Consider the following 16135-nt stretch of genomic DNA (forward strand, 5'->3'; position numbering starts at 1 on the left):
TCTACTGAAAAGTTGACGAAAAGTTGACCTTCTGTTGACAATCAGTTTACCCCCGCATACTACCCTTACCCGTAATGATAAACCCACTACAAAAGCCCCGCCTTTTACCCTGCTGTCTGCTCATCCTGGCATTAACCGGGGGAGAAGCGCTTTTTGCGCGGGATGTGGAAATCACCGTACGCGATGGGGATCTGGAAATACCCCTGGAAGGCGCCCGTATCCGGTCCTGGGATGGAAAAGAGTACCTGTGCGATGCGGAGGGCAAGGCTTTGGTGGATGTCCCCGATGACCGGCAAGTGGTTATCCGCGCCGCCTATCCAGGTTATGAAAACGGCAGCCTGTCGATTCCCGCAAGCGGTAACCGGTTTTCCCTAGCCTTGCGTTTGGGCGGTATCATGGAAAACCGCGAACTGGTTATCGAGGCCCAAAGCCCGGATACGAGCGAAACCAGAAGCGGCCGCAGTGTTACTATTTCCGGGGAAGCATTGAGCCGTACCGCAGAGATCGGGTTTATCGAAGATGTGATGACCTCGATAAAACTCCTTCCCGGCGTAGGGTATTCGGGGATGTTTGACGCCCAGCCTTCAATTCGCGGGGGTGACCCCGGAGACCTCATGGCGGCAATGGACGGGTTTTACATTGAACAACCCTACCAGTGGGGCGGCGCCTTTTCCATCTTTGTCCCCCAGATGGTGGAAAGCGCCCGGCTCTCCCACGGTATCTTTTCCAGCCGCTATGGGCATACCATCTCCGGCCTTCTGGAGATTAGCACCAAGCGGCCTTCCCCCACTGAAACCCAGCTTGAGCTTGGGGTAGGAACCAGCGAGGCCAACCTGGGCCTCTCCTACCCCCTGGGCGGCAAAGGCGGGATCATGGCCATGGGGAAAGTAACCTATTGGGATCCCTTTATCTGGGGAGCGCAGGCGCTTTCCAAGGCGGTTCCGGCTATTGATATAATTAATGCGATTACCACCGCCCCCTATATCAGGAATTTTGCCCTTACCGGAAATTACCGGTTTACTACAGATTTGGAAACAAGGGCCACCCTCTTTTTCGGCAGTGATGGTGTCGGGATGGATTACCACAATGTTTTTGACGATGATGATGGCCATCGGGATGTGAACCTGCGCTTTAAGTGGATGAACTACACCGCCTTCGCAGTTACCGGCCTCATCTGGACTCCCCGGAACGATATGGTATTCAGGGCTAACACCGGAGCGGGACTGTATGAATCCGATATGATCGCTGACATCGGCTATGACCAAAGCGGCGGCGATACCGTATCCGCTGACTCACCCTGGGCGGATTTTCCACGGAATGTCCAAATTGACGATACCATCACCGATACCACCATCAATGTCCAGGGCCGCGCCGATTTGGATTGGGATTTAGGCAGGGGTTTTATCTTCGCTTCCGGGGTGCATGAATTATATTCTCAATGGATTAAAACTGAAGATTTACACACCCATATTGAACAGGATGACGAATCAACAGAGTTTGATGATTGGGGCGATATGATGGTGGACCATTCCCTGGACGTTAAAAATCAGGGGCTTTCCACATCGGCCTATACTTTGATGGAATACCAAAGCCCCAGCCAGCGATTCGGCGCCGAATTGGGCCTGCGGGTGGAACACTTCTATTTTATTGGCAGAGATTTTACCCTTCAAACCATGCCGGTTTTTAACCCCCGGCTTAACCTTGATTTTAATGTGTTGAAAAACAAAGGCTTTGCTGACTCCCTTAGCCTGACTGCGGGAACCGGGCTTTTTTCATCCATGAACGATGCTATTACTTCCATAGACATAAGCAACAACCTTACGGATTTTGAATTAAAACCAAACCGCTCGTGGACATCCCTATTGGGCGCTAAAATTGATTTTGCCGAAAAGTACAGTTTTACTATTGAAGGGTATTACAAACACGTCTTTGACCGGGCGTATACGGTGACCCATACGTTTATAGATCCATCCAATCCGTATGAGAAAACAAATGAAATAGACTATTGGTTTAACGGAACCGGCAGGGTTATCGGTTTTGATTGTATGCTGCAAAAAATGGAATCCCGTTATCTGGACGGCTGGCTGACCTACTCCTTTACCTGGGCGCAGTATCGCGACCCCAACGCCGTACCCGATCCCATACCCGCCGGAGCCGATATTGACAGCTACCCCAAAACCGGCACTGAATGGTACTATCCCTCGTTTCACCGGTATCACAACATCAATCTTATCCTGAACCTCAAGCCATCAAAGGATTTTAATATAGGGCTGCATTTTGGTTTTGCCAGCGGAAAGCCGACGGCGGATGATCCCGGCAAGCGCATCGGCTTTTCCTGGCCGGTGGATATAAAATTTACCTGGTTCCGGTTTAACCCAAAACTCAAAACCCATACCGAACTATACCTGGGCATTGAAAATGTACAATCCCTTATAAATGTTGCCGAATGGATTACCGAAGCCAATAGTTATACCGGCGATGAAGCAACGAGCGAATATACCCCCGTATATGACATACCTATTCCCATGGTTTCTTTCGGGTTTAAGTGGAGGTATTAGCGGCATGGATTTTTATGGAATATCAATGGGAAGCCCTGATACCGCTATTACATGACGGACTGGGGCTAACAAAAGGCAAAGCATGAGAGGCCGTTTCAAAACTGAAAAGTTGACCAAAAATTGACCTTATGTTGACAGCCAGTTTACCCCGGCATGGCAAGCTGTAAATACAAGGAATTATAACATTTCTTGTTAAATATTTTGAAGGAGTCTTATATGAAAAGACTTGTGATTGCCTCCCTTTGTTTTGCCCTTGCCGTACCCCTTATGGTCTCCGCGCAAGAAGCCGCATCTATTACGGTTCCCGGAAATGAAACCAGCGTGTCCGCCGGTTTTGAATTCGGCAACACCCTTGAGCATATCCCCGATGACGGCAACAGCTATTTCGGATCACCGGGTATGACCATCGATGGCTATTCCTTTTGGAATGGCAAAAACTTCGGAATATTTTTTCACAGCTCATTTCTCATACCCGTTGTGGGCGAGGACACCCACGATTTCCAATGGGGATGGTTGATTGGCCCGGCGTTCCGTGTTCGTTTTACGGACAAGGTTACGCTGCAAACAGGCATTGGGCTTGGCGGAAACGGCCTGCATGATTGGCACGAGGAAAGCGACACGTATTACATTCAGTCGATATATAATTTTGGTATCGGCGTGGATGCGGGATTGAAATTTGACATCACCGATACATTTTTTATCAAAGGCGGTGTGAATTTCGCGTGGACATTCCTTGGCATGACAAATAATCATGAAAAAGATGGGAAGAATTACATGGGCGAGTACCGTGGGAACTCGGAGAAAAACCCGAGTAATTATTGGTCGATGAACGTGAATCCATATATCAGTTTTGGCATGAATATTTATTCTCCAAAGCGTGAATATACGCGCAACGAACGTCCGCGTTTCGGGAAACCGCCCCATGAAGAGGCCGCAGAATAAACGCGGCAGACGCAATGCCCGTGATGTAAATAGTGTCTGTTTATAAAACCAGTTATTTTATGGATAGACACTATTTAATGGCATATTACAGTATAGAAGCGAGTATGCAATGACTAAAAACAAACGGCAGTTTAACCCATTTGATGATGTCCTTTTTTTGCTTCACCTGGCTTCGATTGATTGGAGTTTCGGTTTTTATGAAAGGCCAAAAACTGACAGCCTTAAAGAGCAAAAAAATGGTGCGAGTACCAATTCTCCAGACCCTAAACATACTGAAAAGCCGTTTTCGGGGATATGCTTATCACCTGAAAAGTTGACAAAAAGTTGACCTTTTGTTGACGGATAGTTTACCCTTGAATAGTAACCTTTCATAAAGGATGAACCGGAGGATAAGCAGCAGCTATGAGTGAAACAATATGGCAAATAATATTTGCTGTCGTATCGGTACTTTTTCTGTTAGTATTCGGACGGCTTTTTTGCGGCAAACTATGCCCAATAGGTATAGCGCAGGATTTATTACACAAAATACCATTTCCCAAAAAGATTAAAACCTTTGCAGCGGATAAATATCTGCGATATATAAAATTTGGTATACTCCTTGTACCGTTGGTTTCAATTATACTTGGCCTTTCTCAAAACATGGATCGGGAAACGCGGCCTCAATCTCTTGTGGTAATGCTTGTTTTTATGGCTATTGCGGGTTTAATCTGTATTATGATGAGCCGCCCTTTTTGTAAATACTTTTGTTTGGTAGGCGCCGTAAGCGCCTTGGCGAATAAAATATCATTCTACAAATACCGGGTAAAAAAGGACTCTTGCGTACATTGCAACTTATGTTCAAAGGCGTGTCCCATGAACATAGAGCCGTATAAAAAGCCGAATAGTTTAGAGTGTATCCGTTGCAGACATTGTATACAAATATGTCCCAAAAATGCTATAATTTCAGGGTTTCGTAATAGCAAAGAGGAGACCGCATGACCCTTAAACGCAGACTTTTTATATCGAATATTATCATGGTTTTACTGCCCCTTGTGTTGGTTTGGGTGATAATGATGTGTATCGGGATTGGAATGTATGGCGTACACGGATTGGATTTTGATATGCCGGCCGCCGAAAAACAGCAAATGTTTGAAGATTGGCAAAAGAACGGGCGGGTTATTTCATTAATTATGATGGTCATTGCAATTATCATTACGTCAATGACAAATCAATTTCTAACGAGGAAAATAATTAAGCATGTTATAAAACTCCTTGATACACTTTCCTGCGGCGCACGGCAATTCAGTAAAAATAACCTCAGCTTTCGCATTGATTACCATACCGCCGATGAATTCCGTCCGGTTTGTGATACCTTTAATAGCATGGCGGCGCAGCTTGAAAAAAATGAAAACAACCGCCGTGAACTGATAGCCGGTATTTCCCACGATTTACGCACCCCCCTTACTTCAATCAAGATGAGTATTGACGGTATTAAATCCGGTATTGCATCAACGGTTGAACAGCGTGAAAAATATACGGAAATTATAGAAAACAAAACAGCCGATCTGGAACATATTATCAATCAATTATTCCTGTTTTCAAAACTGGACATGGACGAATTCACCATACAGACACAGCTTGTTAATTGCAGCGCCATGATGGAGGATTGCATCGAAGAATTGTCTTTAGAATATGAACAGCGCGGACTTATGCTTGTTGCAAAAAAATTATCCCGTGATATGTATATCAATATCGATCCGCTATTGTTCCGCCGTGTAATTATCAACATTTTTGAGAACACCGTAAAATATAAAACCGCGGAGAAAGGTCATATCGCCATTGATTGCTCCCCGGACAGCGAAACTAAAAATGTGGAAATAAGCCTTACCGATGACGGCCCCGGCGTAAGCCCTGAAAACCTTGAAAAACTGTTTGACGTGTTTTACCGCGCCGACCAGTCCCGAAACAAAAAAGGTTCCGGTTTGGGGCTTGCCATTAGCGCAAAAATTATCGCTAGAATGGGCGGAGTAATTCGGGCAGAACTACCGGCTGCGGGGGGACTTGCGATAGTGATACGATTACCGCGCATAGAAAAGGACGCTTACAATGGCAAATGAAAATACAGTGAAGCCACGCATCCTCATAATTGAAGACGATGACACCATTGCAGAACTAGAGCGGGATTTTCTCAAAATCAACGGCCTTGAAACAGCGCGTGAAAGTGACGGCGTAAAAGGCATGGAACGCGCCGTGTCCGGTGGTTTCGACCTTATTCTGCTTGACCTTATGCTGCCCGGCATTGACGGCTACGAAATATGCCGCTTAATACGCGACAAAATCAATGTGCCTATTCTTATGGTAACGGCGCGGGGCGAAGAAACCGACAAGGTACGTGGTTTGGGATTAGGCGCAGACGATTATATTACAAAGCCTTTTACTCCCTCTGAACTGGTAGCGCGGATAAAATCACACATAACACGTTTTAAGCGGATAACAGATGCCGCCCGACTTACCGCAACGGTATCTACACCTTCGCCCCTGGAAGGTGAAATTATCGCGGGAGACCTTATCATCAATCCAGTGACAAGGCGTGTTTTTATTTCGGAGACAGAAATAGAGCTTGCCAACAAAGAATACGAATTACTATTTTTTCTTGCTTCAAATCCCGAAATTGTTTTTGATAAAAAAAAGCTCTATGACAAAATTTGGGGTGAAGATATGTACGGCGACCTTAATACGGTAAAAGAACATATTAACCGCTTACGGAAAAAAATAGAAAAAGACCCGGCAAAACCTGAACATATACAAACCGTGTGGGGCGCCGGATACCGTTTTTTGGGATGGGATTATAAAATTTCATTGAAATAATAGCCCGTTTGTAATGCTTTGGTTTCAGGCTTTAAAGGACTAAAAAAATGGCACATGACGGTACCTCACTCCTCCGGGTGCTCCGCAAAGTACCCCGACCATGCCTTTGCCACACCGCGTAACTCCGTTTCCCGGTTCAGCAGGTTCTTCACGTAGGTACCCCACTTCAGGTTATCGCAAAAATAGTTGAAAAAGCGCCGCGACCGGCTGATGTGGAACTCCGGCGGCTGGTATTTTGCGAGAAGCTCCAGGAACCGCAGCCCGGTTTCCTCCAAAAAGGCGCCCGTCACCGTTTTGGTACCCGGATTGGTGCCTGGCACCTCCTGGGCTTCCCGGGCCTGGGCGAAGAGCCAGGGTTGCTGTACTGCGGCCCGGCCGGCCATAACGGCGTCACAACAGCCCGAGGCGGCCCGGCGGACCAGGTCTTCCGGACCGGCTATGTCACCGTTGCCTGCCACGGGGATCTTCAGGGCGGAACGGAGGGCGGCTACGTACTCCCAGCGGGCTTTGCGCTTGAACTTTTCCCGGCCGGTCCGGGGGTGCAGGGTGATAAGTTCTACCCCCTCAGCTTCCAGACGGCGGCAAAACCCAACCAGATAGTCAAAATCGTCATCCAGGCCGGTGCGGAGCTTTACGCTGAGCCGCTTTTGGGTGGCGGACCGAACCCGGGCTATCATGGCGGCAGCCCGATCCGCCGAGGCCATCCAGCGGACCCCGGCGCCGGTACGGGTAATGGCCGGGGCGGAACAGCCCATGTTGATATCGATGCCCCTGCATTCCAGCCGGTCCAGAAGGGCGGCGGCGGCAGCCAAGTGGCCGGAATCGGAGCCTACCAGCTGATAGACCAGTTTTTCGGGGCAGGGACCGCCATCGGTATAAAAGGACTCAAACGGACCGCCGCCGATTAAAGCCCCGGCGCTGATCATTTCAGTGAAGTATTCATCGCAACCTCCAAAACCTTCTATTAATTCCCGAAGGGGGCGGTGGCTTAATTCGGCCATAGGAGCTAGTATAAATGGCATGGTCATGATAACATTGTATAATGGTATCTTATTCATGCAAGTAGCTGGTCTTTTAAGAAAGTCAGGAACCAGCCCCTTGACTAGTAATATGCTATAACATAAAGTATTAAGGAGAAGAGGAGCGTACCCATGATAGCAAAAGGTGATATGCCCAGTATGAATGAGAAAGCTCCCGAGGGACAAAAACCTGAGGGTGGATCTTATCGGGTTCTTATTGTTGACGATTCCATGTTTATCGCAAAGCAGCTTGGTCAGATTTTCACATCCGAAGGCTTTGAAGTCGCGGGAACCGCTGCAGATGGGGCTCAGGGCGTTGAAAAGTACAAGGAAATGCATCCAAACATTGATTTGGTTACCATGGACATCACGATGCCGGTAATGGACGGTGTTTCCGCCCTGGAAAAAATACTGGAATTTGATAAAAGCGCCTGTGTAATAATGGTCAGTGCCCTGGGAAAAGAGGATGTTGTCAAAAAATCCTTACTTATGGGTGCAAAGAGCTATATCGTTAAACCACTGGACCGAAAAAAAGTTCTGGAACGGGTTATTTCCGTCTTAAAACACTAGTTGACAGGTCGTTTTTCGGCTTTATACGTTGATAAAGGTTTTTACCCCTTCTCTCCATGAAGTTTTTACTCCAAGGAGTGGGGGTTGTTTTTTTGGAGCTTTGCCGAAATCACAAGGAGAACTATGAAAGCGCATAAAATTTCAGATTCTGTTTATTGTCTCCATGCGGATATCGAAGCGCCGGATCTTTTTGAGGGAATTTGGCCTATTCCTCAGGGTGTTTCCCTGAATTCATACATCGTAAAGGGTGAAAAGATCGCCCTTATCGATCTTATCCGCGACTGGGGCGGGGCGCCTAAGCAGCTTGCTGATGCCCTGAAAGACACGGGCATTAGCTTTGATCAGGTTGATTATCTCATCCTAAACCACCTGGAACCGGATCATACGGGCTGGCTCCGGGAATTCCGGCAAAAAAGCCCCAAGGCGGAGATTATTTCTACCGCTAAGGGGATAAATCTGGTCAAATCCTTCTATAAAATAACGGAAGGACTCCGGGCCGTAAAGGATGGGGAAACCCTGGATCTGGGCAAGGGCAAGGTTCTCACTTTCCGGGAAGCGCCTAATATCCACTGGCCGGAAACCATGGTTACCTGGGACGGCGAATCCGGGACCCTCTTTCCCTGCGATGCCTTCGGTTCCTACGGTATTCTGGGAGATCGGATCTTTGACGATGAATATACCGAGGCGGAACACGCCGCCTTTGAAAAAGAATGTCTCCGCTACTACGCCAATATCGTGGCGTCCTTTTCGGCCTTTGTAGAAAAGGCGGTGGAGAAGGTGGCCGGCCTGGAAATAAAATGTGTCGCCCCCAGCCACGGCATAGTCTGGCGCAAGAATCCAAAGACGATTATCGGCCGCTACCTCAAATACGCAGCCTATGCAAAGGGACCTGCGGAGAAGGAAATCGCCGTCATCTGGGGTTCCATGTACGGTAACACGAAACAGGGCGTTGATGCGGTAGTCCGGGGAATTGCAGCCGAAGGAGTCCCCTACACTATACACCGGGTGCCGGACGAAAATGTATCCTGGGTTCTGATGGACGTCTATAAGAGCGCCGGCTTGGTTATCGCCATGCCCACCTACGAGTACGCCATGTTTCCCCCCATGGCTAATGTACTGGATATCTTCCGCCGCAAACATATCACCGGGAAAACCGTTTTACGAATCGGCTCCTGGGGCTGGGTTGGGGGCGCCAAGAAGGACTACGAGGCCGCCATTGAGCCCCTCAAGTGGACCAGCCTTGAAAGCCTGGAATGGGCGGGCGCCCCGGACGAAGCTACGCTGAAGGGTCTGGAGGAAAAGGGCCGGGAACTGGCCCGGGCGGTGCTGGCCGTCCGATAGGAGTACAGGAGCTATCATGGAAAAGATAAAACTGAACCGGAAAAATTTGAGCAAGCTTAAGGCGCCGGTGCTGATACCTTCTTATACGAAGGATGATCTCAAAACATCAATAGTGCACCTGGGGATGGGACATTTCCACCGGGCGCACCAGGCGCTGTTTCTGGACAGGCTCATCGCGGATGGAACGGCCCATTCCGGGGTATTTGAAATCAACCTTGTTCCGGATCCCTATCCCCTGTCGGCAATCACCGCTGAACAGGATTACTACTACACCCTGCTCTCCAGAGGAAAAACCGGAGCGGAGGATATCCGAATTATCGGATCCATATTGGGGTATATCAATGCGGCTGAAAATAAAAAAGAGGCGCTTAGGCGGACGGCTTCGGAAGAAACTGTTCTGATCACCATAACGGTTACCGAAAAGGGTTACTGTTATAATAATACCGCCGGGGATATTGATTGGAAACATCCCTTCCTGGTCCACGACCGGGAACACCCGGATGATCCCAAATCTCTCGTTGCCTTTCTCACCGCAGCCCTGTGGGAGCGGTCTAAAACCAATAAAAAGCCCCTGACCATCGTTTCCTGCGATAATTTTCCCTCCAACGGGAAGATCCTTAAAAAAAGCCTGCTCTCTTTCTGCCGGGAAGTCCGGCCGGAGTTAATACCCTGGATAGAGGACAATGTGGCCTTCCCCTGTTCTATGGTAGACCGCATCACCCCCAACACCTCGCCGGAAACCGTGAGGTACCTTGAAGAAAAATACGGCATCATTGATCGCTGGGCGGTGGCCTGCGAAGATTTTATCCAATGGGTTCTGGAGGATAATTTTAAGATACTTCCGGATTCCGGTATTGATCCCCGGGATTATGCCAAGGCCGGGGTTCAGCTTACGAAGGATGTGGAGCCCTACGAATTGATGAAGATGCGTCTTCTCAATGGAAGCCACTCCGCCCTTTCCTATCCGGCTTACCTCATGGGCTTTACCACCGTTGACGAAGCGATGTCAGAGCCGGTTATTCAAAAATACATCCGGAACTTCTACATGGAAGAGGTTACCCCTACCCTCGCCCCGGTACCGGGCATCGATCTTACCGTTTACAAGGATACCCTTATTAACCGGTTCTCCAACAAGAATATTGCCGATACGGTTTTGCGTCTCTGCGAGGATGGCTCCACGAAGATCCCCAACTTCATTATCAATCCTTTGGTCGATCTAATCCATTCAGGCGGGAAACACAAGGCGGTTACGGCAGCCCTGGCCGGCTGGGCGCGGTTCCTGGCCGGTACCGGGGAGGACGGCCAAGCTATACCCATCAAGGATGGCGCCGGGCAGGCGGCAATCGACGCCGCAAAAACCGCCCGGAATAACCCGGAGAACTTTCTCCGGGTTATCGGTGTTCATGATTTGAAAGAAGAAGAATTTTCCAAGCTTACCGGAGTATTCAAGGGATATCTGGAGAGCTTTTATACCCAGGGCGCCCGGAAGACCCTGGAAAGGGTCATCGCGGATCGCTAAAACCGAATTTAGGCGAGTACCCCATATTTCGGCTTTCCCATTTTGACATCCCCGATCTTTTTCACCTCAAAGCCGTTTTTCTTGAACTCTTCGTAATTAAAGGCGTCCAATTCATCAATGGCGATTTTGTGAAAATCGTAGAAACCTTCCCAGTCCTCATAGCCGTCGCCAAAGTTGCTTTCCAGAAATGCATCGGCTATATCCATTCCCATCTGGGGGGCTACATAAAAGGCTCCCATGGAAAGAACATTGACGCGGTTCCCGGTTATGGCCCTGCGCGCCGCCGGTACACTCTCCACTACTCCGCAGTGTACCCGGGGACATTTGCTTGCCCCGATATGGATTCCCATACCGGTACCGCAGAAGATAATCGCCCGTTCAAATTCGCCCTCGGAGATTTTTGAGCCAACCTTAATGCCGATGCGGTGGAACATCTCCGGATTCGCCTCGTCTGTAGAACGTACACCGATATCGGTTACGGTCCAGCCCTTGGCTTTTAAGTGCTTTACCACCGCTTCCTTAAGGGGAAATCCCGCAAAGTCCGCGCCAACCAAAATCTGTTTGTCCTTTACTGTTTTCATAGTATCCTTCCTTATATATTAACATTATCCGGGAAACATTCCCGTAACACCCGGATCTGCCGATCTACTTCGTCCGGGGCGGGGCCGCCGGGTAGTTTTCGTGCCGCTACGCAGGCCGCGGGGGTAATGACATCGTAGAGGTCCTCCCCGAAGAGTTCCGAGCGGGTCTTGAGTTCTGTCAGGGTACGGTCGGCAATACGGGTCTGGCCGGCGGCTACGCAGTCCCGGACCACCAGGGCGGCGACTTCGTGGGCCTTACGGAAGGGGAGACCCTTACGGACCAGGTATTCCGCAGCATCGGTGGCTTCCAGAAAACCTCCAACACAGGCCGCTTCCATGCGCTCCGTATTAAAGGCGGCGCTTGCCATCATGCCCCGGAACATGCGGAGGCAGCTGCGGACCGTATCCAGACTGTCGAAGAGACTTTCCTTATCCTCCTGAAGATCCTTATCGTAGGCATAGGGCAGACCCTTGAGGAGGGTCAAAAGGGTTACCAGATTCCCCGTGGTACGGGCGGATTTCCCCCGGATAAGCTCGGCAAAATCGGGGTTTTTCTTTTGGGGCATGATAGAAGAACCGGTACTCCAGGATTCGGCCAGGTTGATGAACTTGAATTCCTCGCTGGCCCAGATGACCACGTCCTCACAGAACCGGGACAGGTGGGTCATGGTGATGGCGCAAACCGCGCTCAGTTCCAGGGCAAAGTCCCGGTCCGCCACGGAGTCCATGGAGTTAAGGGTGGGCCGGGCAAAACCCAGGGCCTTCGCCGTGGCCTCCCGGTCCAGGGGCAGGGACGATCCGGCCAGGGCGCCGGAACCCAGGGGACATTCGTCCAGGCGCTGCAGGGCGTCGGCAAAGCGGGAACGGTCCCGGACCAGGCCGGCGCACCAGGCAACGAGGTGATGGCCCAGGGTTACCGGCTGGGCCCGCTGGAGGTGGGTATAGCCGGGCATAAGGCTTTCGGTATGTTTTTCCGCTTTGTCCAGGAGGGCGATGATAGTTTCGGTGAGTTCCGTCATAAGTTCCGGCACGGTACGTTTGAGGTAGAGCCTGAAATCAAGGGCCACCTGATCGTTCCGGCTGCGTCCGGCATGGACCACCCGGCCCGCATCCCCAAGGCGTTCGGTGAGGATGCCTTCAATAAAAGAGTGGATATCTTCCGCCCCTGCATCAACGGTAAGCGTTCCCGATTCCAGTTCCGCCGCGATACGCTCTAGCTCGGCGTCCAGCTTAGCCGCAGTATCCCTGGGGATAATGCCCTGTTCGCCCAGCATTGCTGCGTGGGCCCGGCTGCCCCGGATATCGTCCCGGGCAAGCCGACTATCCACGGAAATGGATGCCTGGAACGCAAAGGCTTCCGCTTCCGGTTTTTCTTCAAGCCGCCCGGCCCAGAGAACACCGGGGGCCGGTTTTTTATTGTTTTCCGCCATCATATCTGCGGTATCACCTTTGTCAGCAGGGTTGTTACCCGTGCGGCATTTTCCGTAAAGACCTTGGAAATGGCTTCCCAGGTGACCGGCTCCTCGTCGGTTTTCCAGGAATCGTAGTCGGTACTCATGGCAATCGCTGCATAGGGGATGCCGATCTCGTTGGCCAAAACCGTTTCGGTGGCAATAGACATGTTAATGATGTCCGCCCCCCAGGCGCGGAACATGTGGGACTCCGCACGGGTGGAAAACCGGGGGCCTTCGATGGTAACCACCGTCCCCTTTTCATGGAGGGGATACTCCAGGCGCTTACATTCGCGGATCAAAATATCCCGCAGGTTTTTGTCATAGGGGTCCGCCATGGCGCAATGCACAGGACTGTGGGGCTCAAAGCTTTCATGGTAGCTCATGTTCCGCTGTTTGGTAAAATCGATAAACTGATCAATCACCACCAAATCTCCACGGCGTATCTCTTCCCGCAGGGATCCTACGGCGGTGGTGGCCAGAATGTGGGTACACCCCGCAGCTTTAAGGGCCGCAATATTCGCCCGGTAATTTATCTGTGTGGGAGGAATGATGTGTTCCCGTCCATGGCGGCCCAGCAGGACCACCTGTACACCGCCAATGCTCCCGTGCTTTAGGGGGGCCGAAGGCTTCCCATAGACCGTTGTCACTTCCTCATCCTGTGGGTTGGAAAAAATATCCGGATTGTCCAAACCGCTTCCGCCAATAATACCAATAAGCGCCATACGCTCCTCCTTAGTTTTACTATCTCTGCCATGGGACGGCGCGAAAATTAGCCGGCGGTACCCTTGGACTTGGCGTCCTTAGTTTTTGGCTTACCCCCAACGGCTGCTTTACCGGCAGCCTTCCCGCCTTTGTTACCCTTCTGCATAAGCGCCCGCACCAGAACCGGGAGACCGTAGAGCTTGATAAAGCCCTTGGCGTCGGCATGGTTGTACAGTTCGCCGGTAGTAAAACTGGCGATACTGGTATTGTAGAGGGAATAGGGGGAGCTTACTCCCGCAGCACTGATACTGCCTTTGTAAAGCTTAAGCCGTACCTTGCCGGTAACGGTTTTTTGGGTGGAGTCCACAAAGGCGGAAAGGCTTTCACGCAGGGGGGTAAACCAGAGGCCGCCGTAGATCACCTCACCCAGCTTGTTGGATACCTGCTGCTTAAAGGCGTAGGTCTGGCGGTCCAGGCAGATGTGTTCCAGTTCCTGATGGGCGTAGTAGAGTATGCTGCCCCCGGGGGTTTCGTAGACCCCCCGGCTCTTCATCCCCACTACCCGGTTTTCTACCAGGTCTACCAGGCCCACCCCGTGGGCCCCGCCGATTTTGTTCAGGCTTTGGATCAGGCTGACCCCGTCGAGTTTCTTGCCGTTCACCGACACGGGGATGCCCTTTTCAAATTCTATTTCCACATATTCGCTCTTGTTGGGGGCCTTCTCCGGGGGGACGGTCATCTTAAGCATACCGTTCAGGGAGGGCTCGTTGGCGGGGTCTTCAAGTTCAAGCCCCTCGTGGGAGATATGCCAGAGGTTATCATCCCGGCTGTAGGAATCCTTCTTTTTCATGGGTACGGGGATATTCCGTTTTTCCAGATATTCGATTTCCTCTTCCCGGCTCTTAATATCCCAGGTCCGCCAGGGAGCGATGATCTCGATATCCGGCGCAAAGGCCATGATTCCCAGGTCGAAACGGACCTGGTCGTTCCCCTTGCCGGTGGCGCCGTGGGCTATGGCGTAGGCCTTCTCCTTACGGGCGTAGTCCACCAGGACCTTGGCGATGAGGGGCCGGGCGGTGGAGGTACCCAGGAGGTACTTATCCTCGTAGAGGGCGTTGGCTTTTAGGGCGGGCCATACATAGTCCTCCACATATTCCTTCTTTACATCCGCCACGTAACAGGCAAGGGCCCCGGTATCCAAAGCCCGCTGTTTAATGGTTGCCCAGTCGGCCTCCTGACCCACGTCCACGCAGACCGCCACAATATCGCAGTCGTAATTTTCCTTAAGCCAGGGGATGATTACCGTGGTATCCAGCCCGCCCGAATAGGCGAGGACGATTTTCTTTTTCATATAAAACTCCGTATTAAATCCCCATAGGGTTTATTCGTTATGTTACCATAGAGAAGGGAATCGTGTTAATATAGGGATTTGCCTGAGTCTATACCTTGAGCCCGGACGCCGCTTCCCGATCCATGATAAGGGTCATATTAGGATGAAGTTTCAAAATACTGGCGGGAAACGCGGTATCCACGGGGCTCTCAAAAAACCGTTTCACCGCTTCCGCTTTATTGACGCCGTTGACGATCATCACCAGATGGCGTACCTTCATAATGCTAACCGCCCCCAGGGTTACAAAATATTCCGGAATGGGAATGTTCCCGCACAGTTCAACGACTAGGCCATACCAGTCATATTCCTTTGTTATGGGCGCCCGGTAGGCCTGTTCTTCAAACTTTGTCACATAGGGCATATTCCCACAAAAATGCCCATCCGCGCCAAGCCCGATAAGCATAAGATCGAGCCCGCCGGCATTCGCAATCTCCTCATCATAGGTAGAATACGCTTCATATGTTAATGGATGAATCCGGTTTGCGGCTATCCCGGCGGGCTGGAAAAACAACCGGTCCAGGGCATTAATCGTATGTCCCTTCAATTTGCCGGCAATGGGGATTTCATCGAAGGTATAGTAGTGCAGGTTATTAAACTCCTCCGGAGCGGAACGGATACGCTTTATAACAATTTCATAGGCGCCCTTGGGGGTATTCCCTGCGGTAAGCGCAACATTAAGTCGCCTATCCTGAGTCGTTACGGCAAAAATAATATCCGCCGCTCTCCGGGATAATGCATCATAAGATTCCTCGATAAAAACCTTCACTATTGTACCCCCATTACTCCCTGATTTTCCCATGACACACACCCTCGGGTATACCGCCTATCATAGACGGATATAAAACAATATTGTTTTGTTCACAAATGGTCAAGCAATACGTCCCGATGAAGACAAAGCGCTGGAGGATCTTGTCTCCTTGATAGAAAACCGGTTTGAGGAAGCATAGGCGGGAGGGGATGTTGAAGGGAATAGGGATAACCCATTCGAGGCGCCTATTGACATGCCCGCCTAAATCGACAATCCTGGAGAGGCTTAGGCCCCAAAGGGCTCAGGCAGGCCTTCCTGGATGGCCTAAGGTATGAAAACCGGCAATGCAAAAGGAGAACCCCATGAAAACTCCCGTTAAGAAAACAGCCCTTGCTAACCCAATGGCTGGTGCAATTTCGTTTACCCCCCCCCCCCCCCCCCCCCCCCCCCCCCCCCACCCCCTC

The 16135-nt window shown here is 50.7% G+C and carries 15 protein-coding genes; 9 read left to right on the forward strand and 6 right to left on the reverse strand.

Annotated features, from left to right (window positions below; translation table 11 throughout):
- Nucleotides 1-74 precede the first annotated feature (74 nt).
- From LQZ19_RS17665 to LQZ19_RS17690, 6 genes are all read left to right on the forward strand, one after another.
- Nucleotides 75-2558: a TonB-dependent receptor plug domain-containing protein gene (locus LQZ19_RS17665; RefSeq protein ID WP_411049012.1), complete on the forward strand. Its 2484-nt coding sequence runs from the start codon at nt 75-77 to the stop codon at nt 2556-2558.
- Between the two features lie 216 nt (nt 2559-2774).
- Nucleotides 2775-3500, forward strand: a complete 726-nt coding sequence (locus LQZ19_RS17670) for a hypothetical protein (RefSeq protein ID WP_411049013.1) — start codon at nt 2775-2777, stop codon at nt 3498-3500.
- A 109-nt stretch (nt 3501-3609) separates the two neighbouring features.
- Nucleotides 3610-3828, forward strand: coding sequence for a hypothetical protein (locus LQZ19_RS17675; protein WP_411049014.1), 219 nt, complete (start codon nt 3610-3612; stop codon nt 3826-3828).
- Between the two features lie 74 nt (nt 3829-3902).
- Nucleotides 3903-4478: a 4Fe-4S binding protein gene (locus LQZ19_RS17680; protein WP_411049015.1), complete on the forward strand. Its 576-nt coding sequence runs from the start codon at nt 3903-3905 to the stop codon at nt 4476-4478.
- Nucleotides 4475-5596: a HAMP domain-containing sensor histidine kinase gene (locus LQZ19_RS17685; protein ID WP_411049016.1), complete on the forward strand. Its 1122-nt coding sequence runs from the start codon at nt 4475-4477 to the stop codon at nt 5594-5596. Before LQZ19_RS17680 ends, LQZ19_RS17685 begins: the two co-directional genes overlap by 4 nt.
- Nucleotides 5586-6347 carry a response regulator gene (locus tag LQZ19_RS17690; RefSeq protein ID WP_411049017.1) on the forward strand — a complete coding sequence of 254 codons (762 nt, stop codon included), beginning with the start codon at nt 5586-5588 and terminating at the stop codon, nt 6345-6347. Before LQZ19_RS17685 ends, LQZ19_RS17690 begins: the two co-directional genes overlap by 11 nt.
- A 65-nt stretch (nt 6348-6412) precedes the next feature.
- Here LQZ19_RS17690 and LQZ19_RS17695 read toward each other — a convergent pair whose 3' ends face one another.
- Nucleotides 6413-7348 carry a tRNA dihydrouridine synthase gene (locus tag LQZ19_RS17695; protein WP_411049018.1) on the reverse strand — a complete coding sequence of 312 codons (936 nt, stop codon included), beginning with the start codon at nt 7346-7348 and terminating at the stop codon, nt 6413-6415.
- Nucleotides 7349-7498: 150 nt separating this feature from the next.
- Here LQZ19_RS17695 and LQZ19_RS17700 point away from each other — a divergent pair, with 150 nt between their 5' ends.
- From LQZ19_RS17700 to LQZ19_RS17710, 3 genes are all read left to right on the forward strand, one after another.
- Nucleotides 7499-7936 (forward strand): response regulator, encoded by a 438-nt coding sequence (locus LQZ19_RS17700; protein WP_411049019.1) that lies wholly within the window; start codon nt 7499-7501, stop codon nt 7934-7936.
- Between the two features lie 123 nt (nt 7937-8059).
- Nucleotides 8060-9277: an FprA family A-type flavoprotein gene (locus LQZ19_RS17705; RefSeq protein WP_411049020.1), complete on the forward strand. Its 1218-nt coding sequence runs from the start codon at nt 8060-8062 to the stop codon at nt 9275-9277.
- A 16-nt stretch (nt 9278-9293) separates the two neighbouring features.
- Nucleotides 9294-10796 carry a mannitol dehydrogenase family protein gene (locus LQZ19_RS17710; RefSeq protein WP_411049021.1) on the forward strand — a complete coding sequence of 501 codons (1503 nt, stop codon included), beginning with the start codon at nt 9294-9296 and terminating at the stop codon, nt 10794-10796.
- Nucleotides 10797-10804: 8 nt separating this feature from the next.
- Here LQZ19_RS17710 and LQZ19_RS17715 read toward each other — a convergent pair whose 3' ends face one another.
- The 5 genes from LQZ19_RS17715 to LQZ19_RS17735 form a co-directional block, all read right to left on the reverse strand.
- Entirely contained in the window at nt 10805-11377 is a 573-nt protein-coding gene (locus LQZ19_RS17715) for an RpiB/LacA/LacB family sugar-phosphate isomerase (RefSeq protein ID WP_411049022.1), read from the reverse strand.
- Between the two features lie 11 nt (nt 11378-11388).
- The gene (argH, locus tag LQZ19_RS17720; RefSeq protein WP_411049028.1) at nt 11389-12807 is read right to left on the reverse strand and encodes an argininosuccinate lyase; all 1419 of its coding nucleotides are present in this window, start codon (nt 12805-12807) and stop codon (nt 11389-11391) included.
- Nucleotides 12807-13553 (reverse strand): S-methyl-5'-thioadenosine phosphorylase, encoded by a 747-nt coding sequence (gene mtnP, locus LQZ19_RS17725; RefSeq protein WP_411049023.1) that lies wholly within the window; start codon nt 13551-13553, stop codon nt 12807-12809. The genes argH and mtnP overlap by 1 nt, the downstream gene beginning before the upstream one ends.
- A gap of 47 nt (nt 13554-13600) precedes the next feature.
- Nucleotides 13601-14884, reverse strand: coding sequence for an argininosuccinate synthase (locus tag LQZ19_RS17730; protein WP_411049024.1), 1284 nt, complete (start codon nt 14882-14884; stop codon nt 13601-13603).
- Between the two features lie 88 nt (nt 14885-14972).
- Nucleotides 14973-15722, reverse strand: coding sequence for a glucosamine-6-phosphate deaminase (locus LQZ19_RS17735; RefSeq protein ID WP_411049025.1), 750 nt, complete (start codon nt 15720-15722; stop codon nt 14973-14975).
- Nucleotides 15723-16135 lie beyond the last annotated feature (413 nt).

This window comes from Treponema primitia (genome assembly GCF_046533075.1).
In the GTDB taxonomy this organism is placed as follows: domain Bacteria; phylum Spirochaetota; class Spirochaetia; order Treponematales; family Breznakiellaceae; genus Termitinema; species Termitinema primitia_B.

Excerpts from the sequence above, each read along its gene's own strand:
- LQZ19_RS17665 (WP_411049012.1), top strand. The coding sequence starts at position 75 with ATGATAAACCCACTACAAAAGCCCCGCCTTTTACCCTGCTGTCTGCTC.
- LQZ19_RS17685 (WP_411049016.1), top strand. The coding sequence starts at position 4,475 with ATGACCCTTAAACGCAGACTTTTTATATCGAATATTATCATGGTTTTA.
- LQZ19_RS17675 (WP_411049014.1), top strand. The coding sequence starts at position 3,610 with ATGACTAAAAACAAACGGCAGTTTAACCCATTTGATGATGTCCTTTTT.
- LQZ19_RS17705 (WP_411049020.1), top strand. The coding sequence starts at position 8,060 with ATGAAAGCGCATAAAATTTCAGATTCTGTTTATTGTCTCCATGCGGAT.
- LQZ19_RS17695 (WP_411049018.1), bottom strand. The coding sequence starts at position 7,348 with ATGGCCGAATTAAGCCACCGCCCCCTTCGGGAATTAATAGAAGGTTTT.
- LQZ19_RS17730 (WP_411049024.1), bottom strand. The coding sequence starts at position 14,884 with ATGAAAAAGAAAATCGTCCTCGCCTATTCGGGCGGGCTGGATACCACG.
- mtnP (WP_411049023.1), bottom strand. The coding sequence starts at position 13,553 with ATGGCGCTTATTGGTATTATTGGCGGAAGCGGTTTGGACAATCCGGAT.
- LQZ19_RS17670 (WP_411049013.1), top strand. The coding sequence starts at position 2,775 with ATGAAAAGACTTGTGATTGCCTCCCTTTGTTTTGCCCTTGCCGTACCC.
- LQZ19_RS17735 (WP_411049025.1), bottom strand. The coding sequence starts at position 15,722 with ATGGGAAAATCAGGGAGTAATGGGGGTACAATAGTGAAGGTTTTTATC.
- LQZ19_RS17710 (WP_411049021.1), top strand. The coding sequence starts at position 9,294 with ATGGAAAAGATAAAACTGAACCGGAAAAATTTGAGCAAGCTTAAGGCG.
- LQZ19_RS17715 (WP_411049022.1), bottom strand. The coding sequence starts at position 11,377 with ATGAAAACAGTAAAGGACAAACAGATTTTGGTTGGCGCGGACTTTGCG.
- LQZ19_RS17700 (WP_411049019.1), top strand. The coding sequence starts at position 7,499 with ATGATAGCAAAAGGTGATATGCCCAGTATGAATGAGAAAGCTCCCGAG.
- LQZ19_RS17690 (WP_411049017.1), top strand. The coding sequence starts at position 5,586 with ATGGCAAATGAAAATACAGTGAAGCCACGCATCCTCATAATTGAAGAC.
- argH (WP_411049028.1), bottom strand. The coding sequence starts at position 12,807 with ATGGCGGAAAACAATAAAAAACCGGCCCCCGGTGTTCTCTGGGCCGGG.
- LQZ19_RS17680 (WP_411049015.1), top strand. The coding sequence starts at position 3,903 with ATGAGTGAAACAATATGGCAAATAATATTTGCTGTCGTATCGGTACTT.